The organism is Bordetella saccharivorans (genome assembly GCF_045862855.1).
Lineage (GTDB): Bacteria > Pseudomonadota > Gammaproteobacteria > Burkholderiales > Burkholderiaceae_B > Bordetella_A > Bordetella_A petrii_F.
This window is the reverse complement of record NZ_BAAFZO010000001.1, coordinates 266599-284280: the sequence shown is the minus strand read 5'-3', so window position 1 is coordinate 284280 and position 17682 is coordinate 266599. Positions and strand designations below refer to the sequence as shown.

At 71.2% G+C, this 17682-nt stretch carries 13 protein-coding genes and 1 tRNA gene; 10 read left to right on the top strand and 4 right to left on the bottom strand.

Annotated features, from left to right (window positions below; all coding sequences use genetic code 11):
- Positions 1 to 263 precede the first annotated feature (263 nt).
- The 5 genes from ACKTT0_RS01340 (at position 264) to ACKTT0_RS01320 (ending at position 4008) form a co-directional block, all read left to right on the top strand.
- On the top strand, positions 264 to 1139 hold the full coding sequence (locus ACKTT0_RS01340; RefSeq protein WP_407847487.1) for a LysR substrate-binding domain-containing protein: 876 nt from the start codon (positions 264 to 266) through the stop codon (positions 1137 to 1139).
- A 100-nt stretch (positions 1140 to 1239) separates the two neighbouring features.
- On the top strand, positions 1240 to 2175 hold the full coding sequence (xerD, locus tag ACKTT0_RS01335) for a site-specific tyrosine recombinase XerD (protein ID WP_407847486.1): 936 nt from the start codon (positions 1240 to 1242) through the stop codon (positions 2173 to 2175).
- A 92-nt stretch (positions 2176 to 2267) separates the two neighbouring features.
- Complete coding sequence (gene ybaK, locus ACKTT0_RS01330; protein WP_407847485.1) at positions 2268 to 2756, top strand: Cys-tRNA(Pro) deacylase; 489 nt, start codon at positions 2268 to 2270, stop codon at positions 2754 to 2756.
- 158 nt (positions 2757 to 2914) lie between these two features.
- Positions 2915 to 3493, top strand: coding sequence for a DJ-1/PfpI family protein (locus ACKTT0_RS01325; RefSeq protein ID WP_407852360.1), 579 nt, complete (start codon positions 2915 to 2917; stop codon positions 3491 to 3493).
- A gap of 134 nt (positions 3494 to 3627) precedes the next feature.
- A complete protein-coding gene (locus ACKTT0_RS01320) occupies positions 3628 to 4008 on the top strand; it encodes a ribbon-helix-helix domain-containing protein (RefSeq protein ID WP_407847483.1) in 381 nt (126 codons plus the stop codon).
- Between the two features lie 14 nt (positions 4009 to 4022).
- Here ACKTT0_RS01320 and pbpG read toward each other — a convergent pair whose 3' ends face one another.
- From pbpG to ACKTT0_RS01300, 4 genes are all read right to left on the bottom strand, one after another.
- Complete coding sequence (gene pbpG / locus ACKTT0_RS01315; protein ID WP_407847481.1) at positions 4023 to 5267, bottom strand: D-alanyl-D-alanine endopeptidase; 1245 nt, start codon at positions 5265 to 5267, stop codon at positions 4023 to 4025.
- Between the two features lie 163 nt (positions 5268 to 5430).
- A tRNA-Arg gene (locus tag ACKTT0_RS01310) sits at positions 5431 to 5505 on the bottom strand.
- Between the two features lie 86 nt (positions 5506 to 5591).
- Positions 5592 to 7361: an acyl-CoA dehydrogenase gene (locus ACKTT0_RS01305; RefSeq protein WP_407847479.1), complete on the bottom strand. Its 1770-nt coding sequence runs from the start codon at positions 7359 to 7361 to the stop codon at positions 5592 to 5594.
- 25 nt (positions 7362 to 7386) lie between these two features.
- The gene (locus ACKTT0_RS01300; protein WP_407847477.1) at positions 7387 to 9042 is read right to left on the bottom strand and encodes an acyl-CoA synthetase; all 1656 of its coding nucleotides are present in this window, start codon (positions 9040 to 9042) and stop codon (positions 7387 to 7389) included.
- A gap of 163 nt (positions 9043 to 9205) precedes the next feature.
- Here ACKTT0_RS01300 and ACKTT0_RS01295 point away from each other — a divergent pair, with 163 nt between their 5' ends.
- The 5 genes from ACKTT0_RS01295 to ACKTT0_RS01275 all read left to right on the top strand — a co-directional run bounded on the left by ACKTT0_RS01295 (position 9206) and on the right by ACKTT0_RS01275 (position 17609).
- Positions 9206 to 9916: a Crp/Fnr family transcriptional regulator gene (locus ACKTT0_RS01295; RefSeq protein ID WP_407852359.1), complete on the top strand. Its 711-nt coding sequence runs from the start codon at positions 9206 to 9208 to the stop codon at positions 9914 to 9916.
- 150 nt (positions 9917 to 10066) lie between these two features.
- Entirely contained in the window at positions 10067 to 11272 is a 1206-nt protein-coding gene (locus tag ACKTT0_RS01290) for an MFS transporter (RefSeq protein WP_407847475.1), read from the top strand.
- Position 11273: 1 nt separating this feature from the next.
- Positions 11274 to 11408 (top strand): hypothetical protein, encoded by a 135-nt coding sequence (locus ACKTT0_RS01285; protein WP_407847473.1) that lies wholly within the window; start codon positions 11274 to 11276, stop codon positions 11406 to 11408.
- Between the two features lie 94 nt (positions 11409 to 11502).
- The gene (locus ACKTT0_RS01280; RefSeq protein ID WP_407847471.1) at positions 11503 to 14181 is read left to right on the top strand and encodes a PD-(D/E)XK nuclease family protein; all 2679 of its coding nucleotides are present in this window, start codon (positions 11503 to 11505) and stop codon (positions 14179 to 14181) included.
- The gene (locus ACKTT0_RS01275) at positions 14178 to 17609 is read left to right on the top strand and encodes a UvrD-helicase domain-containing protein (protein WP_407847469.1); all 3432 of its coding nucleotides are present in this window, start codon (positions 14178 to 14180) and stop codon (positions 17607 to 17609) included. Before ACKTT0_RS01280 ends, ACKTT0_RS01275 begins: the two co-directional genes overlap by 4 nt.
- The last annotated feature ends 73 nt before the right edge of the window (positions 17610 to 17682 follow it).

Here is a 17682-nt window from a genome sequence, read left to right as displayed (position 1 = left end):
GTCGAGCATAATGTTCCTGGGTTGCACAAGGCAATTGATAAAATTGCACAATATATTGACCTGCCGGCACGTCGCCCCTCACAGGGCCGTGAGCCAGGCGTCAGGCACCCAGTTGGTGCCTGACGCCTTGACAGGAGGGCCGACTCGGCCCAGGTGTCTGGCACCTGTCCGGTGGACGCCTTTGAAGGCGCGCCATGTCGGCTCAATACTAACGGTGCCCGGCAACCAGGCGGAAGCCCGGCACCTGAATGACAGGTTTCCCCATGAGAAACGGCATACCCAATCTGAGCGCCCTGCAGGCTTTCGAGGCGTCGGCCCGGCTGGGCAGCTTTTCGCGCGCGGCCGAGGAACTGGCGCTGACGCACAGCGCGGTCTACCGGCAGGTCGCCAGCCTGGAGGCGCGCCTGGGCGTGCAGTTGTTCACGCGCGTGCGGCGCCGCATCGTGCTGACCGACCATGGGGCGGAATACGCCGGCCGCATCCGCCATCACCTGGACCAGATCGAGAAAGACACCTTCGGCCTGGTCAGCCGCACCGGCATGGGCCGCAGCATCCACATCGCCGTGGTGCCCACCCTGGCGACGACCTGGCTGATCCCGCGCCTGGCCGGCTTCCAGCAGCGCCACCCGGACATCACCGTCAGCCTGTCGGTGCGGACCCTGCCGTTCCAGTTCAAAGACCAGCCGTTCGACGGCGCGCTGTACCACGCCAGCGGCATCTGGCCCGGCACGCAGGGGGTGTTGCTGTTTCCCGAAAAAGAGCTGGTGCCGGTGTGCGCGCCGCACCTGCCGCGCCGCGCCGGCGACGGCCTGGCCGGCCTGACCCACCTGCACCTGAGCTCGCGCCCCGACGCGTGGCGCCAGTGGTATGCGGCCAACCGCCAGCCCTACGGTCCGCAGGCCGCCGGGGGCCCGCGCTACGAGCTGTTCACCATGATGCTGGCGGCGGCGCAGGCCGGCCTGGGGGTGGGCCTGGTACCGCATTTCCTGGCGCAGCCGGCGCTGCAGGCGGGCACGCTGGTGCAGCCGGTGCCGCAAGCGCTGGCGGTGGGGCAGGGCTATTACTTCGGCTACCCGCAGCGCGACGAGCGCTCCGATGCGCTCAAGGCCTTCGAGGGCTGGCTGACGGCGGCGGCCTGACGCCGGCGCGCGGCCGTGCCGGGATTGTCATGCCGGGATTGTTTCCGCAGGCGCCCCGTCCCGTAGAATGAGCGCGCATCCGCCCATGGTTTTCTCCCGCATGCCTTCCGCTGCCGATCCGCTGGCCTCGCAGGCCGATATCGACGCTTTCATCGACGCCGTCTGGCTCGAGGACGGCCTGGCGGCCAACACCCTGGCCGCCTACCGGCGCGACCTGACCGCTTTCGCACACTGGCTCGAAAACCCCGGCGAGCGCGGCGGCGCGGCCTCGGCGGGGCAGCTGCGCGAGGCCGGCACGGCCGATATCGAGGCCTGGTTCGCCGCGCGCCACGCCGACAGCCGCGCCACCACCGCCAACCGGCGCCTGGCGGCGCTGCGCCGCTTCTACGCCTGGGCGCTGCGCGAGCATCGCGCCCAGCGCGATCCCTGCCTGACGCTCAGCGCGGCCAAGCAGCCGCCGCGCATGCCCAAGACCCTTTCGGAAGCGCAGGTCGAGGCCCTGCTGGCCACGCCCGACTTGAATACGGCACGCGGCCTGCGCGACCGCGCCATGCTGGAGACCCTCTACGCCACCGGCCTGCGCGTGTCGGAGCTGGTCAACATCAAGGTGCTGGAAGTCAGCCTCAACGAAGGCGTGGTGCGCGTGGTCATGGGCAAGGGCGGCAAGGACCGCCTGGTGCCGCTGGGCGCCGAGGCTGCTCACTGGATCGACCGCTATCTGCAGGGCGCGCGGCCCGACCTGGCTGGCGCGCGCGTCAGCGACGCGCTATTCCTGACCGCGCGCGCCCAGCCCATGACGCGCCAGGCGTTCTGGCAGCTCATCAAGAAGTACGCCGTCATCGCCGGCATCCGCGCGCCGTTGTCGCCTCACGTGCTGCGCCATGCCTTCGCCACGCACCTGCTGAACCACGGCGCCGACCTGCGGGTGGTGCAGATGCTGCTGGGCCACGCCGATATTTCCACCACGCAGATCTACACCCACGTGGCGCGCGAGCGCCTGAAGGCGCTGCACGCCGCGCATCATCCGCGCGCCTGAAGCGCGGTCCCGGCGCCGCCGGGCTCGCTGCCGGCGGGAACAGTCCTAAACTAGCGCCTTTGCCGTTCATTCTGTCCGGCCCGCATGCAGCCATGAGCAAAGCCCGCCACGTTTCCGAAACGCCCGCCACGCAGATGCTGAAGCGGCACCACATCGCCTATACCGAGCATACGTACGACTATGTCGACCACGGCGGCGCCGGCGAGGCCGCCCGCCAGTTGGGCCTGGACCCGCACGCCGTGGTCAAGACGCTCATCATGGAAGACGAGGCCGCGCGTCCGCTGGTGGTGGTCATGCATGGCGACCGCGAAGTGTCCACCAAGAACCTGGCGCGGCAGGCCGGCCTGAAGAAAGTGGCGCCCTGCCATCCCGAGGTGGCCCAGCGGCACTCCGGGTACCAAGTGGGCGGCACATCGCCGTTCGGCACGCGCAAGCGCATGCCCGTGTGGGTCGAGGCGCAGGTGCTCGACTACCCCGTGGTCTACATCAATGGCGGGCGGCGCGGCTACCTGATCGGCATCGACCCCCAGGTGCTGGTCAGCCTGCTCGATGCCCGCCCGGTGTCGGTGGCGCTGGAATAGGCGCGGGCGGTATTCCTGTACCACCTGCCGCGCCCGGCCCTGCCGCACAATCGGTGGGTCACTACCCGGAGATGTCGGGCGCCCGCGCCCGGGCATGGCGCTTGCCGGCCCGCACGCATCCGATCGTGCCGACCTCCCCGAACCCCAAGGAGACCGCTGTGGGCAAGAAACTGCTGATGCTGGTGGGCGACTACGCCGAAGATTACGAAACCATGGTGCCGTTCCAGGCGCTGCAGGCGGTGGGACACACCGTGCACGCCGTCTGCCCGGGCAAGAAGTCGGGCGATCGCGTGGCCACCGCCATCCACGACTTCGAGGGCGCGCAGACCTACAGCGAAAAGCGCGGCCACGATTTCACCCTGAACCAGGACTTCGAGCAGGCCGACGCCGATGCCTACGACGGCCTGGTGATCCCGGGCGGCCGCGCGCCCGAGTACCTGCGCCTGAATGAACAGGTGCTGGAACTGGTGCGGCAGTTCGACCGCGCCGGCAAGCCAATTGCGGCGGTGTGCCACGGCGCCCAGCTGCTGGCGGCCGCCGGCATCCTGGAAGGGCGCACCTGCTCGGCCTATCCCGCCTGCGCGCCGGAAGTCCGGCTGGCCGGCGGCACGTATGCCGAGATCGCCATCGACCAGGCGCATACCGACGGCAACCTGGTCACCGCCCCGGCCTGGCCGGCGCATCCCGCCTGGCTGGCGCAGTTCCTGGCGGTGCTGGGCACGCGCATCACGCACTGAGCCGGCAAGCGCGGCGCGCAGGCGCCCGCCTGCGCGCGCGACGCCGCGCCCGGCCGTCGCGCCGGCCGCGGGCGGCGCTTGCCGCGCGCCGGGCGCCGATCGTACAGTGGGACATCCCACCAGGAGCCACTGCCATGTGCGAAATCTTCATCCGCGCCAACCCGGACTCATACACGCCCGAAAGCCGTTCGCTGCGCCTGCACGGCGTCGCCACCAGCGTGCGGCTCGAACGCCTGTTCTGGTCCGTGCTGGAGGAAATCGCCGCGCGCGACGGCATGCGCGTCAATCAGCTGATCGAGCGCCTGTACGACGAACTGGTGGATTATCGCGGCGAGGCCGCCAATTTCGCGTCGTTTTTACGCGTATGCTGCCTGCGCTACGAGCTGCTGCAGGTCGACGGGCGCATTCCGGCCGATGTCGCCGTGCCGATCCGGTCGCTGGACGCGCAGGCGGTGCTGGCGGGGCTGCCGGACGCCTGGCATGACGGCGCCGCGCCGCGCCGGGTCGCCGCCTGAGGGGCGGCGCCACGCTACAGCATGGCCACGTCGCTTTGCAGGATGCGCCGCAGGCGCACCGCGTCGCCGATGCGCGACAGCTTGCCCTGGGAGTCGAGCAGCACGATGGCCACGTCGCGGCCGTTGATGCGCGCCAGCATCACCAGGCATTCGCCCGCCTCGTTGATGAAGCCGGTCTTGGACACCTTGATGTCCCAATCGGCCTTGCGCACCAGCAGGTTGGTGTTGCGGAACACCTGGGTGCGGTCGGCCACGTCCACTTCGTATTCGTCGTCGGTGGAATAGCGGTGGATCAGCGGGCGCTGCGCGGCGGCGCGCAGCAGGCGCGCCAGGTCGCGCGGCGACGAAACATTCTGGCTGGACAAGCCCGTGGGCTCGACGAAGCGGGTGTTGCTCATGCCCAGCGCTCGCGCTTTCTGGTTCATGGCCGCGACGAACGCCGGCAGCCCGCCCGGGTAGTTGCGCCCGAGGGCATGCGCGGCGCGGTTTTCCGACGACATCAGCGCCAGGTGCAGCATGTCGCCGCGGCTGAGCCGGGTGCCCACGCGCAGGCGCGACGTGGTGTGCTTCAGCGTGTCGACGTCGTCCTCGGTGATCTCCAGCATTTCATCCATGGGCTGGTTGGCGTCCACCACCACCAGCGCCGTCATCAGCTTGGAGATCGAGGCGATCGGCCGCACCACGTTGTCGTTCTTGGCGAACAGCACGGTCGAGGTTTCGAGATCTTGCGCGTAAGCCGTATTGGAGCGCAGGGCGTTGATTTCCGCGCGCACGGAGGCGGCCGGCGGCGGCAGCGCCGCCTCGGCGCGGGCCTGGGCCGTCCTGGCCTTGGCGCGGGTATTCTGGCGGTAGACGATGGTGCTCTTGCGGGCCTTGTGCTTGGACGCCACCGCCGTGTTCTTGGCGGTGCGCTTGGTCGATGCCGTTTTCTTGGCAGTCTTTTTCGATGCCGTGGCGCTCTTGCCGCCGGCCTTGGCCGCCGCCGCCTTCTTGGAGGCGCTTTGCCTGGAGACGGTCTTGGCGCTGGTGGTCTTGGTGGCCGGTTTCTTGGCGTCGGCTTTCTTGCTGGCGGTGGCGGCGGTCGATTTCTTGGTCGTCTTGGCTGCCTTGGCCTTGGCGGCCTTGCAGGCCGCCGATTTGGCGTTGGTCTTGCAGGGGTCGGTCGTCTTGGCCGCATCCGCGGCGAACGGCAGCATGCCCAATGCCAGCGCCAGGGGCGCCAGGGTGGTCGCGAGGGCACGTTTCCAGGAAAAGACCATAATTAAAGCAGGGTAAAAAGAGATGCGTGACCGAACGACCGAGGTGGCTGGAGCGGAGCCGGAAAAAGCGAAATGAATTATAGGCTTACGCGCAGAATTTAAACAGCTTTTTCAACAGCTGGGCAAGCGCGTGCGCGGAAGGGATGCCCAGGGGGCGGGAAGATGGCCTCGCCGGGTGGAATCGAACCACCAATTGACCCTTAGGAGGGGCCGGTTATATCCATTTAACTACGGCGAGCCGTGCGGGATTTGCAAGTTGCTGAAAACAAAGCCCATTATGGGCGGCGCGAGGGCCTTGCAAGGGGGCAATTCTAGCATCCGGCCTCAGGGCTGCACGGCGTAGTCGATCGAGCCCAGCACCACGGCGGCCAGCCCCGGCGCCTGGGTCAGCCGTTGCAGGGCATAGCATTGCGCGGTGGCGATCTTGGCTTGGTGGAAGGCCGGATCCTCGTGCTGCGCGTCCAGGCTGGCGAGCAGCGCCCGCGCCATCTGCCAGCCGGCCAGCACCGTGCCGGCCAGCATCAGGTACGGCACCGCCGCGCCGTGGATGGCATTGGGATGCCCGGCCGCATGGGCCAGCACGAAATCGACCGCCGCGCCCAGGGCCTCGCGGCCCTGGCGCAGCGGGCCCAGCATGCGCTGGGCGGCCGGTTCGGCGCGCGTCTCGAGCAGGGCCTCGGTCTGGCGGATTTCGGCCATGAGCCCGCGCGCCACCGCGCCGCCGTCGCGCAGGGTCTTGCGGCCCACCAGGTCGTTGGCCTGGATGGCGGTGGTGCCCTCGTAGATGGTCAGGATGCGCGCGTCGCGGTAGTACTGGGCCGCGCCGGTTTCCTCGATGTAGCCCATGCCGCCATGCACCTGGATGCCCAGGCTGGCGACCTCGATGGACATTTCGGTGCACCAGCCCTTGACGATGGGCACCAGGAACGCGTGTATTGCCTGGTGGCGCGCGCGCTCGGCCGGGTCGGGGGCGGCGTGGGCGTGGTCCGCGTGGGCGGCGGCGCAGTACGCCAGCGCGCGGCCGGCCTCGCCGAGCGCCCGCATGATGCCCAGCATGCGCCGGACGTCGGGATGTTCGAGGATGGGCACGGCCTGGCGCGATGAACCATCCACCGGCCGGCTCTGCACGCGCTCGGCTGCGTACGCCCGTGCGCGCTGGTAGGCGCGCTCGGCGATGGCCACGCCCTGCAGCCCGACGGCGAAGCGGGCCGCGTTCATCATGACGAACATGGCGTCCAGGCCGTGGTTTTCCTGGCCCACCAGGTAGCCGACGGCGCCGCCGGCGTCGCCGAACTGCATGGTCGCGGTCGGGCTGGCCCTGATGCCGAGCTTGTGCTCGATGGACACGCAGTGCACGTCGTTGCGCGGGCCTGGCGCGCCCGCGGCGTCAGGCAGGAACTTGGGCACCAGGAACAGCGACAGCCCGCGGATGCCGTCCGGCGCGCCGGGCAGCCGCGCCAGCACCAGGTGCACGATGTTCTCGGCCAGGTCGTGCTCGCCGTAGGTGATGAAGATCTTGGTGCCGCGGATGCGATAGCTGCCGTCGCCGGCCGGCTCGGCGCGCGCGCGCAGCAGGGCCAGGTCGGAGCCGGCCTGCGGCTCGGTGAGGTTCATGGTGCCGGTCCAGCGGCCGGCGATCAGGGGCTCGAGGTAGCGGCTGCGCAGTTCGGGCGAGCCGGCCGCCAGCAGGGCCTCGATGGCGCCGTTGGTCAGCAGCGGGCACAGCGCGAACGACAGGTTGGCGGCATTGAGCATTTCGGCGCAGGGCGCCGCGATGAGGCCGGGCAGGCCCTGGCCGCCGTAGGCTACGGGGTGGGTCATGCCTTGCCAGCCGGCATCGGCGTACTGGCGCAAGGCTTCGCGGAAGCCGGCGGCGGCGTGGACCTGGCCATCGTGCCAGGCGCCCGGCTCGCGGTCGGCGGGCTGGTTCAGCGGCGCCACCACCGCGCCGGCGAACTGGGCCGCCTGTTCGAGCACCGCCTGGGCCGTGTCGGGGCTGGCGTCCTCGAAGCCGGGCAGGGCGGCCACCTGGGCCAGGCCCGCCAGCCGGTGCATCACGAACAGCATGTCTTTCACGGGGGCGACGTAAGGCATGGCGGGTACTCGGGAAGAGGGGGATTCAGGCGGGGTTGTCGGGGTTGGCCAGGTCGATGGCGCGCGTGGCGCCGACCGCCGCGCGCAGTTCGAATTTCTGGATCTTGCCGGTGGATGTCTTGGGTAATTCGCCGAAGCGCACCGTCCTGGGCACCTTGAAGCCGGGCAGCAGCAGGCGGCAGTGCGCGATGATTTCCTCGGCGGTGACGCCGGCGCCGGGCTTGAGCTCGATGAAGGCGCACGGCGTCTCGCCCCATTTCGGGTCGGGCATGGCCACCACCGCCGCCGCCGCGACCGCGGGATGGCCGTAGAGCGCGTCCTCGACCTCGATGCTGGAGATGTTCTCGCCGCCGGAGATGATGATGTCCTTGCTGCGATCCTTGATGCGTACGTAGCCGTCGGCGGTCAGCACGCCGAGGTCGCCCGTATGGAACCAGCCGCCGCGGAACGCCGCCTCGGTGGCGCGTTCGTTCTTCAGGTAGCCCTTCATGCAGAGGTTGCCGCGGAACATGATCTCGCCGACCGTCTGTTCGTCGGCCGGCACCGGCTGCATGGTGTCCGGGTCGCGCACCGATATGCCCGCCTGCAGGTGGTAGCGCACGCCCTGGCGGGCCATGAGCAGCGCCCGGCGCTCTTCGTCGAGCGCGCCCCAGCTGTCTTGCGGCGCGCAGACCGCGGCCGGTCCGTAGACTTCCGTCAGGCCGTAGACGTGGGTGAGGTCGAAGCCGATCTCGCGCATGCGGGCGATGACCGAGGGCGCCGGCGCGGCGCCGGCCACCATGGTGCGCACCGAGTGAGAGATGCCGGCCCGCATCTCGGCCGGCGCGTTGGCGAGCGCGCTCTGCACCACGGGCGCGCCGCAGTAGTGGGTGACGCGCTCGGCGCGGATCAGGTCGAAGACGGTTTGCGGGTCGAACTTGCGCAGGCAGACATTCACGCCCGCGCGCGCCGCCAGGGTCCAGGCGAAGCACCAGCCGTTGCAGTGGAACAGCGGCAAGGTCCACAGGTAGACCGGATGCTTGGGCAGGTCCCACTCGAGGATGTTGCTGATGGCGTTCAGGTAGGCGCCGCGGTGGTGGTAGACGACGCCCTTCGGGTTGCCGGTGGTGCCCGACGTGTAGTTCAGGGCGATGGCGTCCCATTCGTCCGCCGGCGGCTGCCAGTCGAAGCGGGCCGGCGCGGCGGCCAGGAAGGCTTCGTAGTCGGTGGCGCCCGGCAGCGTGGCGGGGGCCTCGGGGAGATCGTGCACCGAGATGACGAGCAGGTGCGGAAACTCGGCGCGGGCGCGCCGCGCGATCTCGGCGTATTCGGTGTCGACGATGAGCGCGCGGGCTTCGCCGTGGCCCAGCATGAACAGCACGCTGGGCAGGTCCAGGCGCGTATTGAGCGTGTTGAGCACGGCGCCCAGCATGGGCACGCCGAAATGGGCTTCGATCATGGCGGGGATGTTCGGCAGCATGACGGCGACCGTATCGCCGCGGCCCACGCCTGCCCGGGCCAGCGCGCCGGCCAGCCGCTGGGCGCGCTCGTAGGTCTGGCTCCAGGTGCGGCGTACCGCGCCGTGCACCATGGCGAGGCGGTGGCCGTAGACTTCGGCGGCGCGGGCGATGAAATCGACCGGGGTAAGGGGCTCGTGGTTGGCGGAACGGCGTTCAAGGCCGCGGCTGAACATGCTGGACATGCGTTTGTCTCCTGGGCGGGCCGTGTGGCGGTCGCGGGGCGGACCACCGGCCCGGGTTTGATCTGGCTCGTTGCCCTAGGATAGGAGGGGCGTGAAAATGGCGTCTGTCGCCAGCACGACAGAGGCGCCGTCCGCTGGCGGCGCTCAAATGAAGCGTGTTTCCATGTCCGATGCCGCCCGCAGTGTTTCTTCCGCCGAGCTTGCCGAGCTGTTCCAGGGCTGCGCATGGTTCGCCGGCCTGAGCGCCGCGCACCGTGACCTGGTGCTGGCCACCTCGCGGGCCGAGCACGTCGCCGGCGGCGCCTGGGTGGCGCGCCGCAATGCGCCCTCCGATTACTGGCTGGGGGTGCACAGCGGCCTGCTCAAGCTGTCGGTCTACAACGAGTCGGGGCGCAGCTGCACGTTCTCGGGCGTGCCGCCGGACTGCTGGTTCGGCGAGGGCAGCGTCATCAAGCGCGAGCTGCGCAAGTACGACGTGGTCGCCTTGCGGCCGTCACTCGTCATGCAGGTGCCGGCGGCCACGTTCCTGGCCCTGCTGGCCGCCAGCCTGCCATTTGCGCATTTCGTCATCGCGCAGATGAACGACCGCATGGGCGAGTTCATCGCCTCCATCCAGAACCACCGCCTGCTCGATCCGGACGCGCGCGTGGCGCAGGCGCTGGCGCGGCTGCTGCGGCCGCAGCCGCGCGCGCCGGCCGGCGCCAGCCTCGCCATCTCCCAGGAAGAGCTCGGCTTTCTCACCGGGCTGTCGCGCCAGCGCGTCAACCAGGCGCTGCAGATGCTGGCCGACCAGCGCATACTGGCCCTGGCCTACAACCAGATCACCGCGCTCGACCCGGACCGGCTGCGACACTACGGGCTGGACCAGATCTGAACCTGCCGCCGCACCGACGTTGCGGGCGGCGGCGCGTCGGCCGGCAGGGGGCGCCGCTGGGTATACTGGCGTGCGTGTTCCGCTGCGCGCCAACCGCCCCACGGAGAACGGGGCGCCAACAACGATACAACCGCCAGGCAGGCAAGCCAGATGTCCAATCCGCAATCCATTTCGTTGCGTACCGTGTTGCTGGGTACGCTGGTCGTGCTGCTCGCGATGGGCGTGCGCGCCACGTTCGGGCTGTTCATGCAGCCCATGGGCCTGGCGCACGGCTGGGGCCGCGACGTCTTTTCCATGGCGTTCGCGCTGCAGAACCTGGTGTGGGGCGCGGCCAGCATCCTGATGGGCATGCTGGCCGACCGCTATGGCTCGGGCCGCACCGTCGCGCTGGGGGCGCTGCTGTATGTGGCCGGCATGATCGGCACGCGCTTTGCCACCGATGAGCTGAGCCTGTATCTCAGCGCCGGGCTGCTGGTGGGGCTGGGCCAGGCGGGCACCACGTTCCCGGTGATCCTGCCGGTAGTGGCGCGCTCGGTGCCGCCGGCCTACCGCAGCACCGCGATGGGCATCGCCAGCGCGGGCGGGTCGCTGGGGCAGTTCCTGGTGGTGCCGGCCGGCCAGTTGCTGATCACCGGCCTGGACTGGCCCGGCGCGTTGTGGGCGCTGTCGCTGCTGGTGGCCGCGGGCGCGCCGCTGGCGTATTTCCTGCGCGGCAAGCCCGGCGCGCACGCCGGCGGGCAATCGCTGTCGGCGGCAGTGCGCCAGGCCATGCGCCATCCTTCCTTCCATTTCCTGTACGGCAGCTACTTCGTCTGCGGTTTCCACACCGCCTTCATCACGCTGCACTTGCCGGCCTATGTCGTCGACGGCGGCCTCAATGCCAGCCACGGCGCGACCGCCATCGCCCTGATCGGCCTGTTCAACGTGCTGGGCTCTTTCTATGCCGGCAAGCTGGGCGGCCGGCACAGCAAGAAGCTGTTGCTGGCCGGCGTCTACGGCCTGCGCGCCTTCGGCATGCTGTTGTTGCTGGCGCTGCCGCTGTCGCCGTGGGTGCTGTATGCCTTCGCCGCCTGGATGGGACTGTTCTGGCTCGGCACGGTGCCGCTCACCCAGGGCCTGATCGGCCAGATCTACGGCCTGCGCTATGCCGCCACCTTGTCGGGCATCGCTTTCCTGGGGCACCAGGTGGGCAGCTTCATCGGCGTGTGGCTGGGCGGCTACGTCTATGCCAGCACGGGCAACTACGACCTGATGTGGTGGATCGGCGTGATCCTGGCCGTGGTCGCGGCGGCGCTGTGCCTGCCGGTGCGCGAGCAACCGTTGCAGCAGCCCGCGCTGCAGGGGCAGGGGGCCTGAAGTGGCGCGCCGCCGCATCTGGCGCGTGTTGGGCGGCGTCGTGCTGGCCGGCGTGCTGGTGCTCGGCTTCGTGGGCTATACCATGCCCGAGCTGCGCCTGAACTGGGAAACGCTGGCCGCGATGTGCGGCTTCTGAGGCGCATCGCGGGCGGGCAGCGTTATCCTACGGCCTGTGTTGCCCCAACTGAATGAACGACCGATGCGCCGGCCCAGGCGGCGCTGACCACGGCATGCCCCACGAACCGGATTCGCGCACCCTCATTACCCTCGAACAAGCCGGGCAGTTGCCGGCCGCGGGGACGCTGGTGCTGACCGTCAACAACCGGCTGGCGCGCCGCTTGACGCTCGACCTGGCCGGCCAGTTGCGGCGCGAGCGCCAGGTCAGCGAGTTGCCGCGGGTGCTGCCGCTGGCGGCCTGGCTGGCCGAAGCGGCCGGCGAACTGGCCTTCGCGCCGCAGGCCGACCTGCCGGCCTACAGGCTCGACAGCTTTGCCGCCCAGATGGTCTGGGCCGATGCGATCGGCGCGGAAGAAGCCGGCCGCGTATTGCTCGATACCCGGCAGGCGGCGTCGCTGGCCAGCGACGCCGACACGCTGATGGACGAATGGCGCCTGGCGGTGCCGGCGGGCGCCGATACCGACGAATACCGGGGTTTCTCGCGCTGGCGCCGGCGCTATCGCGAGCGCCTGCGCGAGATCGATGCCGAAGATGCCAACCAGGGCTACGAACGGGTGCTGCGCGCCTTGCAACAGGGCGCGGTGTCCGCGCCCCGGCACCTGGTGCTGGCCGGGTTCACGGATGTGTCGCCGCGCTTCGCTGCCTTGCTGGATGCGTTCGAGGCAGCCGGGGCGCGGCTCGCGTGGCTGCGCGATGTGCTCACCGACGCGGCGCTGCCGGTGCGTTATTGCGCCGCCGACGCCGGCGCCGAATGGCGCGCCGCGGCAGCCTGGGCCGCACAGCGGCTGGCCGAGCAGCCGGCCGGGCGTTTTGCCATCGTTTCGGCGCAGTTGCAGGCCGAGTCGCCGTTCGCGCGTCGCGTGATCGGCCAGGCGCTGGCCCCGGGCGGGCATGCCTTCAACGTGGCGGTCGGCCGGCCGCTGGACGAGTGGCCCGCCGTGCGCGCGGCGCTGGCCTGGCTGCGCGCGCTGGCGGAAATGGCCCAGGCCGGCGAAGCCGAGGCGCCCGTGCTGGGCGCCGCGCTGCTGGCCGGACATTGTGCCGGAGACCGCCGCGACCTCGGGCGCCATGCCGCCATCGACGCGCGCTGGCGCCGCCAGGCCCGGGTGCGCATCGATGCCGCGCGCTGGCGCAAGGACCTGGCCGATTGCGCGGCGTTGTCGGGGGCCTGGCAGGCGGCGCTGGACGCGTGGCTGGCCGTCGGCCGGCACGCCACCTGCGACCTCTGGATGCCGGCGATCCGCGCGGCGCTGGTGGCGCTGGGCTTCCCGGGCGAGCGGCCACTGGACAGCGTCGGCTACCAGGTCATGGGAGCTTTCGGAGAATTGCTGGGCCGGTATGCCGCGCTGGCGCCGGCCGCCGGCCCGCTCGACGGCCGCGCCGCCGTCCGGCTGCTGGCCAGCGCCGCCGCGGCGGCCTCGTTCCAGCCGCAGCGCGATCCGTCGGCCCGGCTGGATGTGCTGGGCCTGCTGGAAGCGGAGGGCGGCCATTGGGATGGCGTGTGGATGCTCGGGCTCACCGACGATGTGCTGCCGGCCACGCCGCAGCCCAATCCGCTGCTGCCGCTGACCGTGCTGCGCCAGGCCGGCGCGCCGCGCGCCACGCCCGAACGCGAGCGGCAGTGGGCCGAGGCGCTGTTCGCCGCGCTGTGCCGCTGCGCGCCCGATATCGTCGTCAGTCATCCCCATCTCGATGGCGAGCGCGAACTGCGGCCCTCGCCGTTGATTGCCGATCTGCCGCCGGCCGCGTGGCAGATGCCGGCGGCCGCGCCGGCCGAGGTCCTGCCGCAGCAAGTGCTGGACGACGAGCGCGGCCCGGCGCTGGCGCCGCCTACTGGCGACGGCGCGTCCGCGGGCGCCTCGGGCGGGCTCGACGTGCTGGACACGCAGGCGCGCAATCCCCTGTGGGCGTTCGTGCGCCACCGGCTGGGGGGCAGGGCGCTGGCCGACTACGCGGACGTCGCCGCCCAGAATGTGCGCGGACAGTTCCTGCACCGCGCGCTGGAGCTCGTCTGGCGCATGCTGTCCGGCCAGGAACAATTGCATGAAGCAATGGCCGAGGGGCGCCTCGAGGGCTTGGTCGGCACGGCGGTCGAACAGGCGGCGGATGAAGAATTGCACGCCTATCCACCGGCCCTGCGCGAGCTGGAATGCGCGCGGGCCCGCGGCGTGCTGGCCGACTGGCTGGACCTGGAGGCGCGCCGGCTGCCATTCGAGGTGGCGCAGGTCGAGGAAACGCACCGCTGGTCGCGCGGCCCGCTGGCCCTGACCGTGCGGCTGGACCGCCTGGACCGGCTGGCCGATGGCCGCGCCGCCATCGTCGACTACAAGACCGGCATGGCGCCAGGCAATCCCGAATCCGACTGGGCGCGCGCCCGGCCCGTGAACCTGCAGTTGCCGTTCTATGCCGCCGTGCTGGCCGGCGAGGTGCCGGATGCCGGCGTAGCCGCGCTGGTGCTGGCCCAGGTACACGCGCGCCAGGTGGCCGCCAGCGGCTTGGCCGATGCCGAGCTGGGCCTCGAGGGCGTGACCGAAGCGGGCGCCAGCAAGGCGTTCGAAGGCCAGGCCTGGGGCGACATCCTGCGGCGCTGGCGCGCGGCGGTCGAAGTGCTGGCCGACGAGTACGCCAGCGGCCATGCCGCCAACCTGGCCTACCGGCGCGATGACCTGAAGTACTGCGATGCCATGCCGTTCCTGCGGCTGCACCTGGAAGACGAGGACGACGCGGCATGAGCGGATCCGCCCGCCAACCCTCCGACCACGCGGCGCGCGCCCGCGCGCTGGACCCGGCCGCCTCGTTCCTGGTGCAGGCGCCGGCCGGTTCGGGCAAGACGGAACTGCTCACCGACCGCATCCTGGCGCTGCTGGCCACCGTGAACCGGCCCGAGGAAATCGTGGCCATCACATTCACCCGCAAGGCGGCATCGGAAATGCACGCACGCGTGCTGAGCAAGCTGCGCGACGGCAACGGCCCCATGCCCGGCACTGACCATGGCCGGCGCAGCTGGGAGCTGGCGCGCGCCGCGCTGGCGCGCAACGACGCGCTGGGATGGAAGCTGCTGCAGCACCCGGCGCGCCTGTCCATCCGTACCATCGATTCATTCTGCGCCGGGCTGGTGCGCGGCATGCCGTGGCTGTCCGAGCTGGGCGGCATGCCCGGCATCGCCGACGACGCGCAGGCGCACTACGATGCCGCCGCGCGCGCCACCCTGGCGCTGGCTGATGATTTCGAAGCCGTGCGCATACTGCTGGCGCACCTGGACGTGGACACGCAGGCGGCTGCCGAAGCCATCGCCGCGATGCTGGGCCAGCGCGACCAGTGGCTGCCGCTGCTGTCGCGCGGCAGCGATCGCCTGGCCCTGCAGGACGCCCTGGCCGAAGCCATCGGCGAAGACCTGCAGGCGCTGGCGCGGGCCATGCCGCCCGGCTGGGGCGACGCGCTGCGCTGGCCGGCGCGCATGGCGGCGGCCGCGCTCGACGCGGACGGCCTGCCGCATGCCCTGGCGCCGCTGCGCGACTGGGATGCGCCGCTCGAGCCCGACGCGGCCTGGCTGGACCAATGGAAAGCAGTGCGTCACCTGTTGCTGACCGCTTCCGGCGGCTTGCGCAGCGCGCGCGGCATCAACAAGAAGCTGGGCTTTCCGCCCAAGTGCGACCACAAGGACGTATTCACCCAGTGGCTCGACGCGGCCGATCCGAAGGCCGCCTGGGTCTGGATGCTGGACGCGGTGGACAAGGTGCCGCCGGCCGAGTTCACCGATGCGCAGTGGCGCGTGCTGGGCGCGCAGCTCATGACCCTGAAGCTGGCGGTCGCGCAATTGCAGTTGCGCTTCGCCGAAACCGGCGAAGTCGATTTCATCGAGATCGCGCAGCGCGCCACGCACGCGCTGGGCAGCGCCGACGACCCCGGCGAGCTGCTGCTGAAGCTGGACGCCTCAATACGCCACTTGCTGGTGGACGAGTTCCAGGACACCAGCCTGACGCAGATCCACCTGCTGGCCACGCTCACCGCCGGCTGGCAGCCGGGCGATGGCCGCACGCTGTTCCTGGTGGGCGATCCCATGCAGTCCATCTACCGCTTCCGCAAGGCCGAAGTGGGGCTGTTCCTGCAGGCGGCCGAGCGCGGCGTAGGCGAAATCGCGCCCGACTTCCTGCAACTGACCGACAATTTCCGTTCGCAGGCCGGCGTGGTCGAATGGGTCAACGCCACCTTCCGGGGCCTGCTGCCCGCGCGCAACGACGCGGCGGCGGGCGCCATCGCCTACACCGATTCGGCCGCCTTCAATCCGGCCCTGCCGGGCGAGCCGGTGCGCTTCCATGCCGCATTCAGCGCGGAGGGCGCGGCGGCGGCCGATGCCGCTGCCGAAGCCTTGACGGTGCAACTGGTGCGCCAGGCGCTCGACCAACGCGATCCGGACAGCCGGCATCCCGTGGCCATCCTGGTGCGCGCGCGGGGCCACCTGGGCCAACTGGTGCGGCGGCTGACGGAGGCGGGCATACGCTGCCGCGCGGTCGACCTGGTGCCGCTGGCGCAGCGCCCGGTCGTGTCCGACCTGGTGCAACTGATGCGCGCGCTGTCGCACCCCGCTGACCGGCTGGCCTGGCTGTCGGTCCTGCGCGCGCCCTGGTGCGGGCTCACGCTCGATACCCTGCATGCCCTGTTCGGCCACGACCTGGCCACGCCGGTGCCGGTGCTGCTGGCCGAGGCGTTGCGCGCGCCGCGCGCCGAGCCGGAGCCGGCCGCCGGGCAGACCCTGCCGCTATGGGGCTCGCCCGCCGCGGCCCCGTGCCCCGCGGAGCGCCTGCTGCCGGCCGGCGAATTCGCGCGCCTGCGCCACGCGGCCGCCGTCCTGCTCGACGCGGCCAATGCCAGCGGCGCCATGCCGCTGGCAGCCTGGCTGGAGGCGCTGTGGCGACGCCTGGGCGGCGCGGCCCTGTATGCCAGCCCGAGCGCCGCAGAAGACGCGGAAAGCCTGTTCCTGCTGATCGAGCGCCTGGCGCCGCATGGCGGACTCGACCCGGCGCGGCTGGATGCCGCGCTGGCCCGCCTGTTCGCCGCGCCCGAGGGCGGCGCGGGCGATGGCAGCGTGGTCGAGATCATGACCATGCACAAGTCCAAGGGCCTGCAGTTCGACACGGTCATCCTGTACGGACTGCATCGCGCGCCGCGCGCCGACCGTGCGCCGCTGGTCAGCTTCGAGCAGAGCGGCGAGCGCGTGCTGTTCGGGCCGGTCAAGCCGCGCGCCGACAAAGAGCCGGATCCCGTCTCGCGCTACCTGGGGCTGCGCGAGAAGCGCCGCGCCGCGTTCGAGACCGACCGCCTGCTGTACGTGGCCGCCACCCGCGCGCGTCACCGGCTGCACCTGGTGGGCAATGTGGCCGTCGACCGTGCCACCGGGCAGCCCAAGCCGCCGCCCGCCGCCAGCCTGCTGGGCCGCCTGTGGGATTGGCTGCCCGCCGACCAGAAGGTCCCGCCGGCCGATTGGCAGGGCGAAGCGCCGGCTGACGACGAGGCCGCCGCCCAGGTGCGCGGCGAGCCGCTGCGCCGCCTGGCCGACGCCGCCATCGCAACCCTCGGCGCGGCGCTTCCCGCGTCCGGCGCCGGCTTCGCGCCGGCGGGCGACGCCGCCGAGCATCCCGCCTGGCAACTGGAAACCGCCTACGACGCCGCCATCGGCACGCTGGCGCACGCCTGGCTGGCGCGCATCGGCCAGGATGGCCTGCCGGCCTGGCCGGCCGAGATCCTGCGCGCCCATTTGCCCGCGATGCAAAGGCAGTTGACGCGCGCTGGCCTGCCCGCCGCGCAAGCGCCCGAGGCAGCCCGGGCGGTGCTGGACACGCTGCTGGCCACGCTGGAGCACGAACGCGGCCGCTGGCTGCTGTCGCAATCCGGCGCGCGCCGCGAGTGGCCGCTCATCGACGCGGCCGGCCGGGTATCTGTTATCGACCTGGCCCTCAGCACCGAGGACGGCTGGCTGGTGGTCGATTACAAGACAGCCCGCCCGCATCCCGGCGAGTCCGCCGCCCACTTCGCCACCCGCATGCGCCAGCGCCACGCCGAGCAACTGGCCCGCTATTGCGCCCAGGTCACCGCCCTGGACACCCGGCCGGCCCGCGCGGCGCTGTATTTCCCGCGCGCCCAGCTCTGGATCGACCTATAGCAGCCGCACGCGGCGCGGGTCCAGGCTGTCAGCGCCTGTACCAGTATGGGCGCTTGCCTGCCCGGCCGCGACA

Excerpts from the sequence above, each read along its gene's own strand:
- ACKTT0_RS01340 (WP_407847487.1), top strand. The coding sequence starts at position 264 with ATGAGAAACGGCATACCCAATCTGAGCGCCCTGCAGGCTTTCGAGGCG.
- xerD (WP_407847486.1), top strand. The coding sequence starts at position 1,240 with ATGCCTTCCGCTGCCGATCCGCTGGCCTCGCAGGCCGATATCGACGCT.
- ybaK (WP_407847485.1), top strand. The coding sequence starts at position 2,268 with ATGAGCAAAGCCCGCCACGTTTCCGAAACGCCCGCCACGCAGATGCTG.
- ACKTT0_RS01320 (WP_407847483.1), top strand. The coding sequence starts at position 3,628 with ATGTGCGAAATCTTCATCCGCGCCAACCCGGACTCATACACGCCCGAA.
- pbpG (WP_407847481.1), bottom strand. The coding sequence starts at position 5,267 with ATGGTCTTTTCCTGGAAACGTGCCCTCGCGACCACCCTGGCGCCCCTG.
- ACKTT0_RS01305 (WP_407847479.1), bottom strand. The coding sequence starts at position 7,361 with ATGCCTTACGTCGCCCCCGTGAAAGACATGCTGTTCGTGATGCACCGG.
- ACKTT0_RS01300 (WP_407847477.1), bottom strand. The coding sequence starts at position 9,042 with ATGTCCAGCATGTTCAGCCGCGGCCTTGAACGCCGTTCCGCCAACCAC.
- ACKTT0_RS01295 (WP_407852359.1), top strand. The coding sequence starts at position 9,206 with ATGTCCGATGCCGCCCGCAGTGTTTCTTCCGCCGAGCTTGCCGAGCTG.
- ACKTT0_RS01290 (WP_407847475.1), top strand. The coding sequence starts at position 10,067 with ATGTCCAATCCGCAATCCATTTCGTTGCGTACCGTGTTGCTGGGTACG.
- ACKTT0_RS01280 (WP_407847471.1), top strand. The coding sequence starts at position 11,503 with ATGCCCCACGAACCGGATTCGCGCACCCTCATTACCCTCGAACAAGCC.
- ACKTT0_RS01275 (WP_407847469.1), top strand. The coding sequence starts at position 14,178 with ATGAGCGGATCCGCCCGCCAACCCTCCGACCACGCGGCGCGCGCCCGC.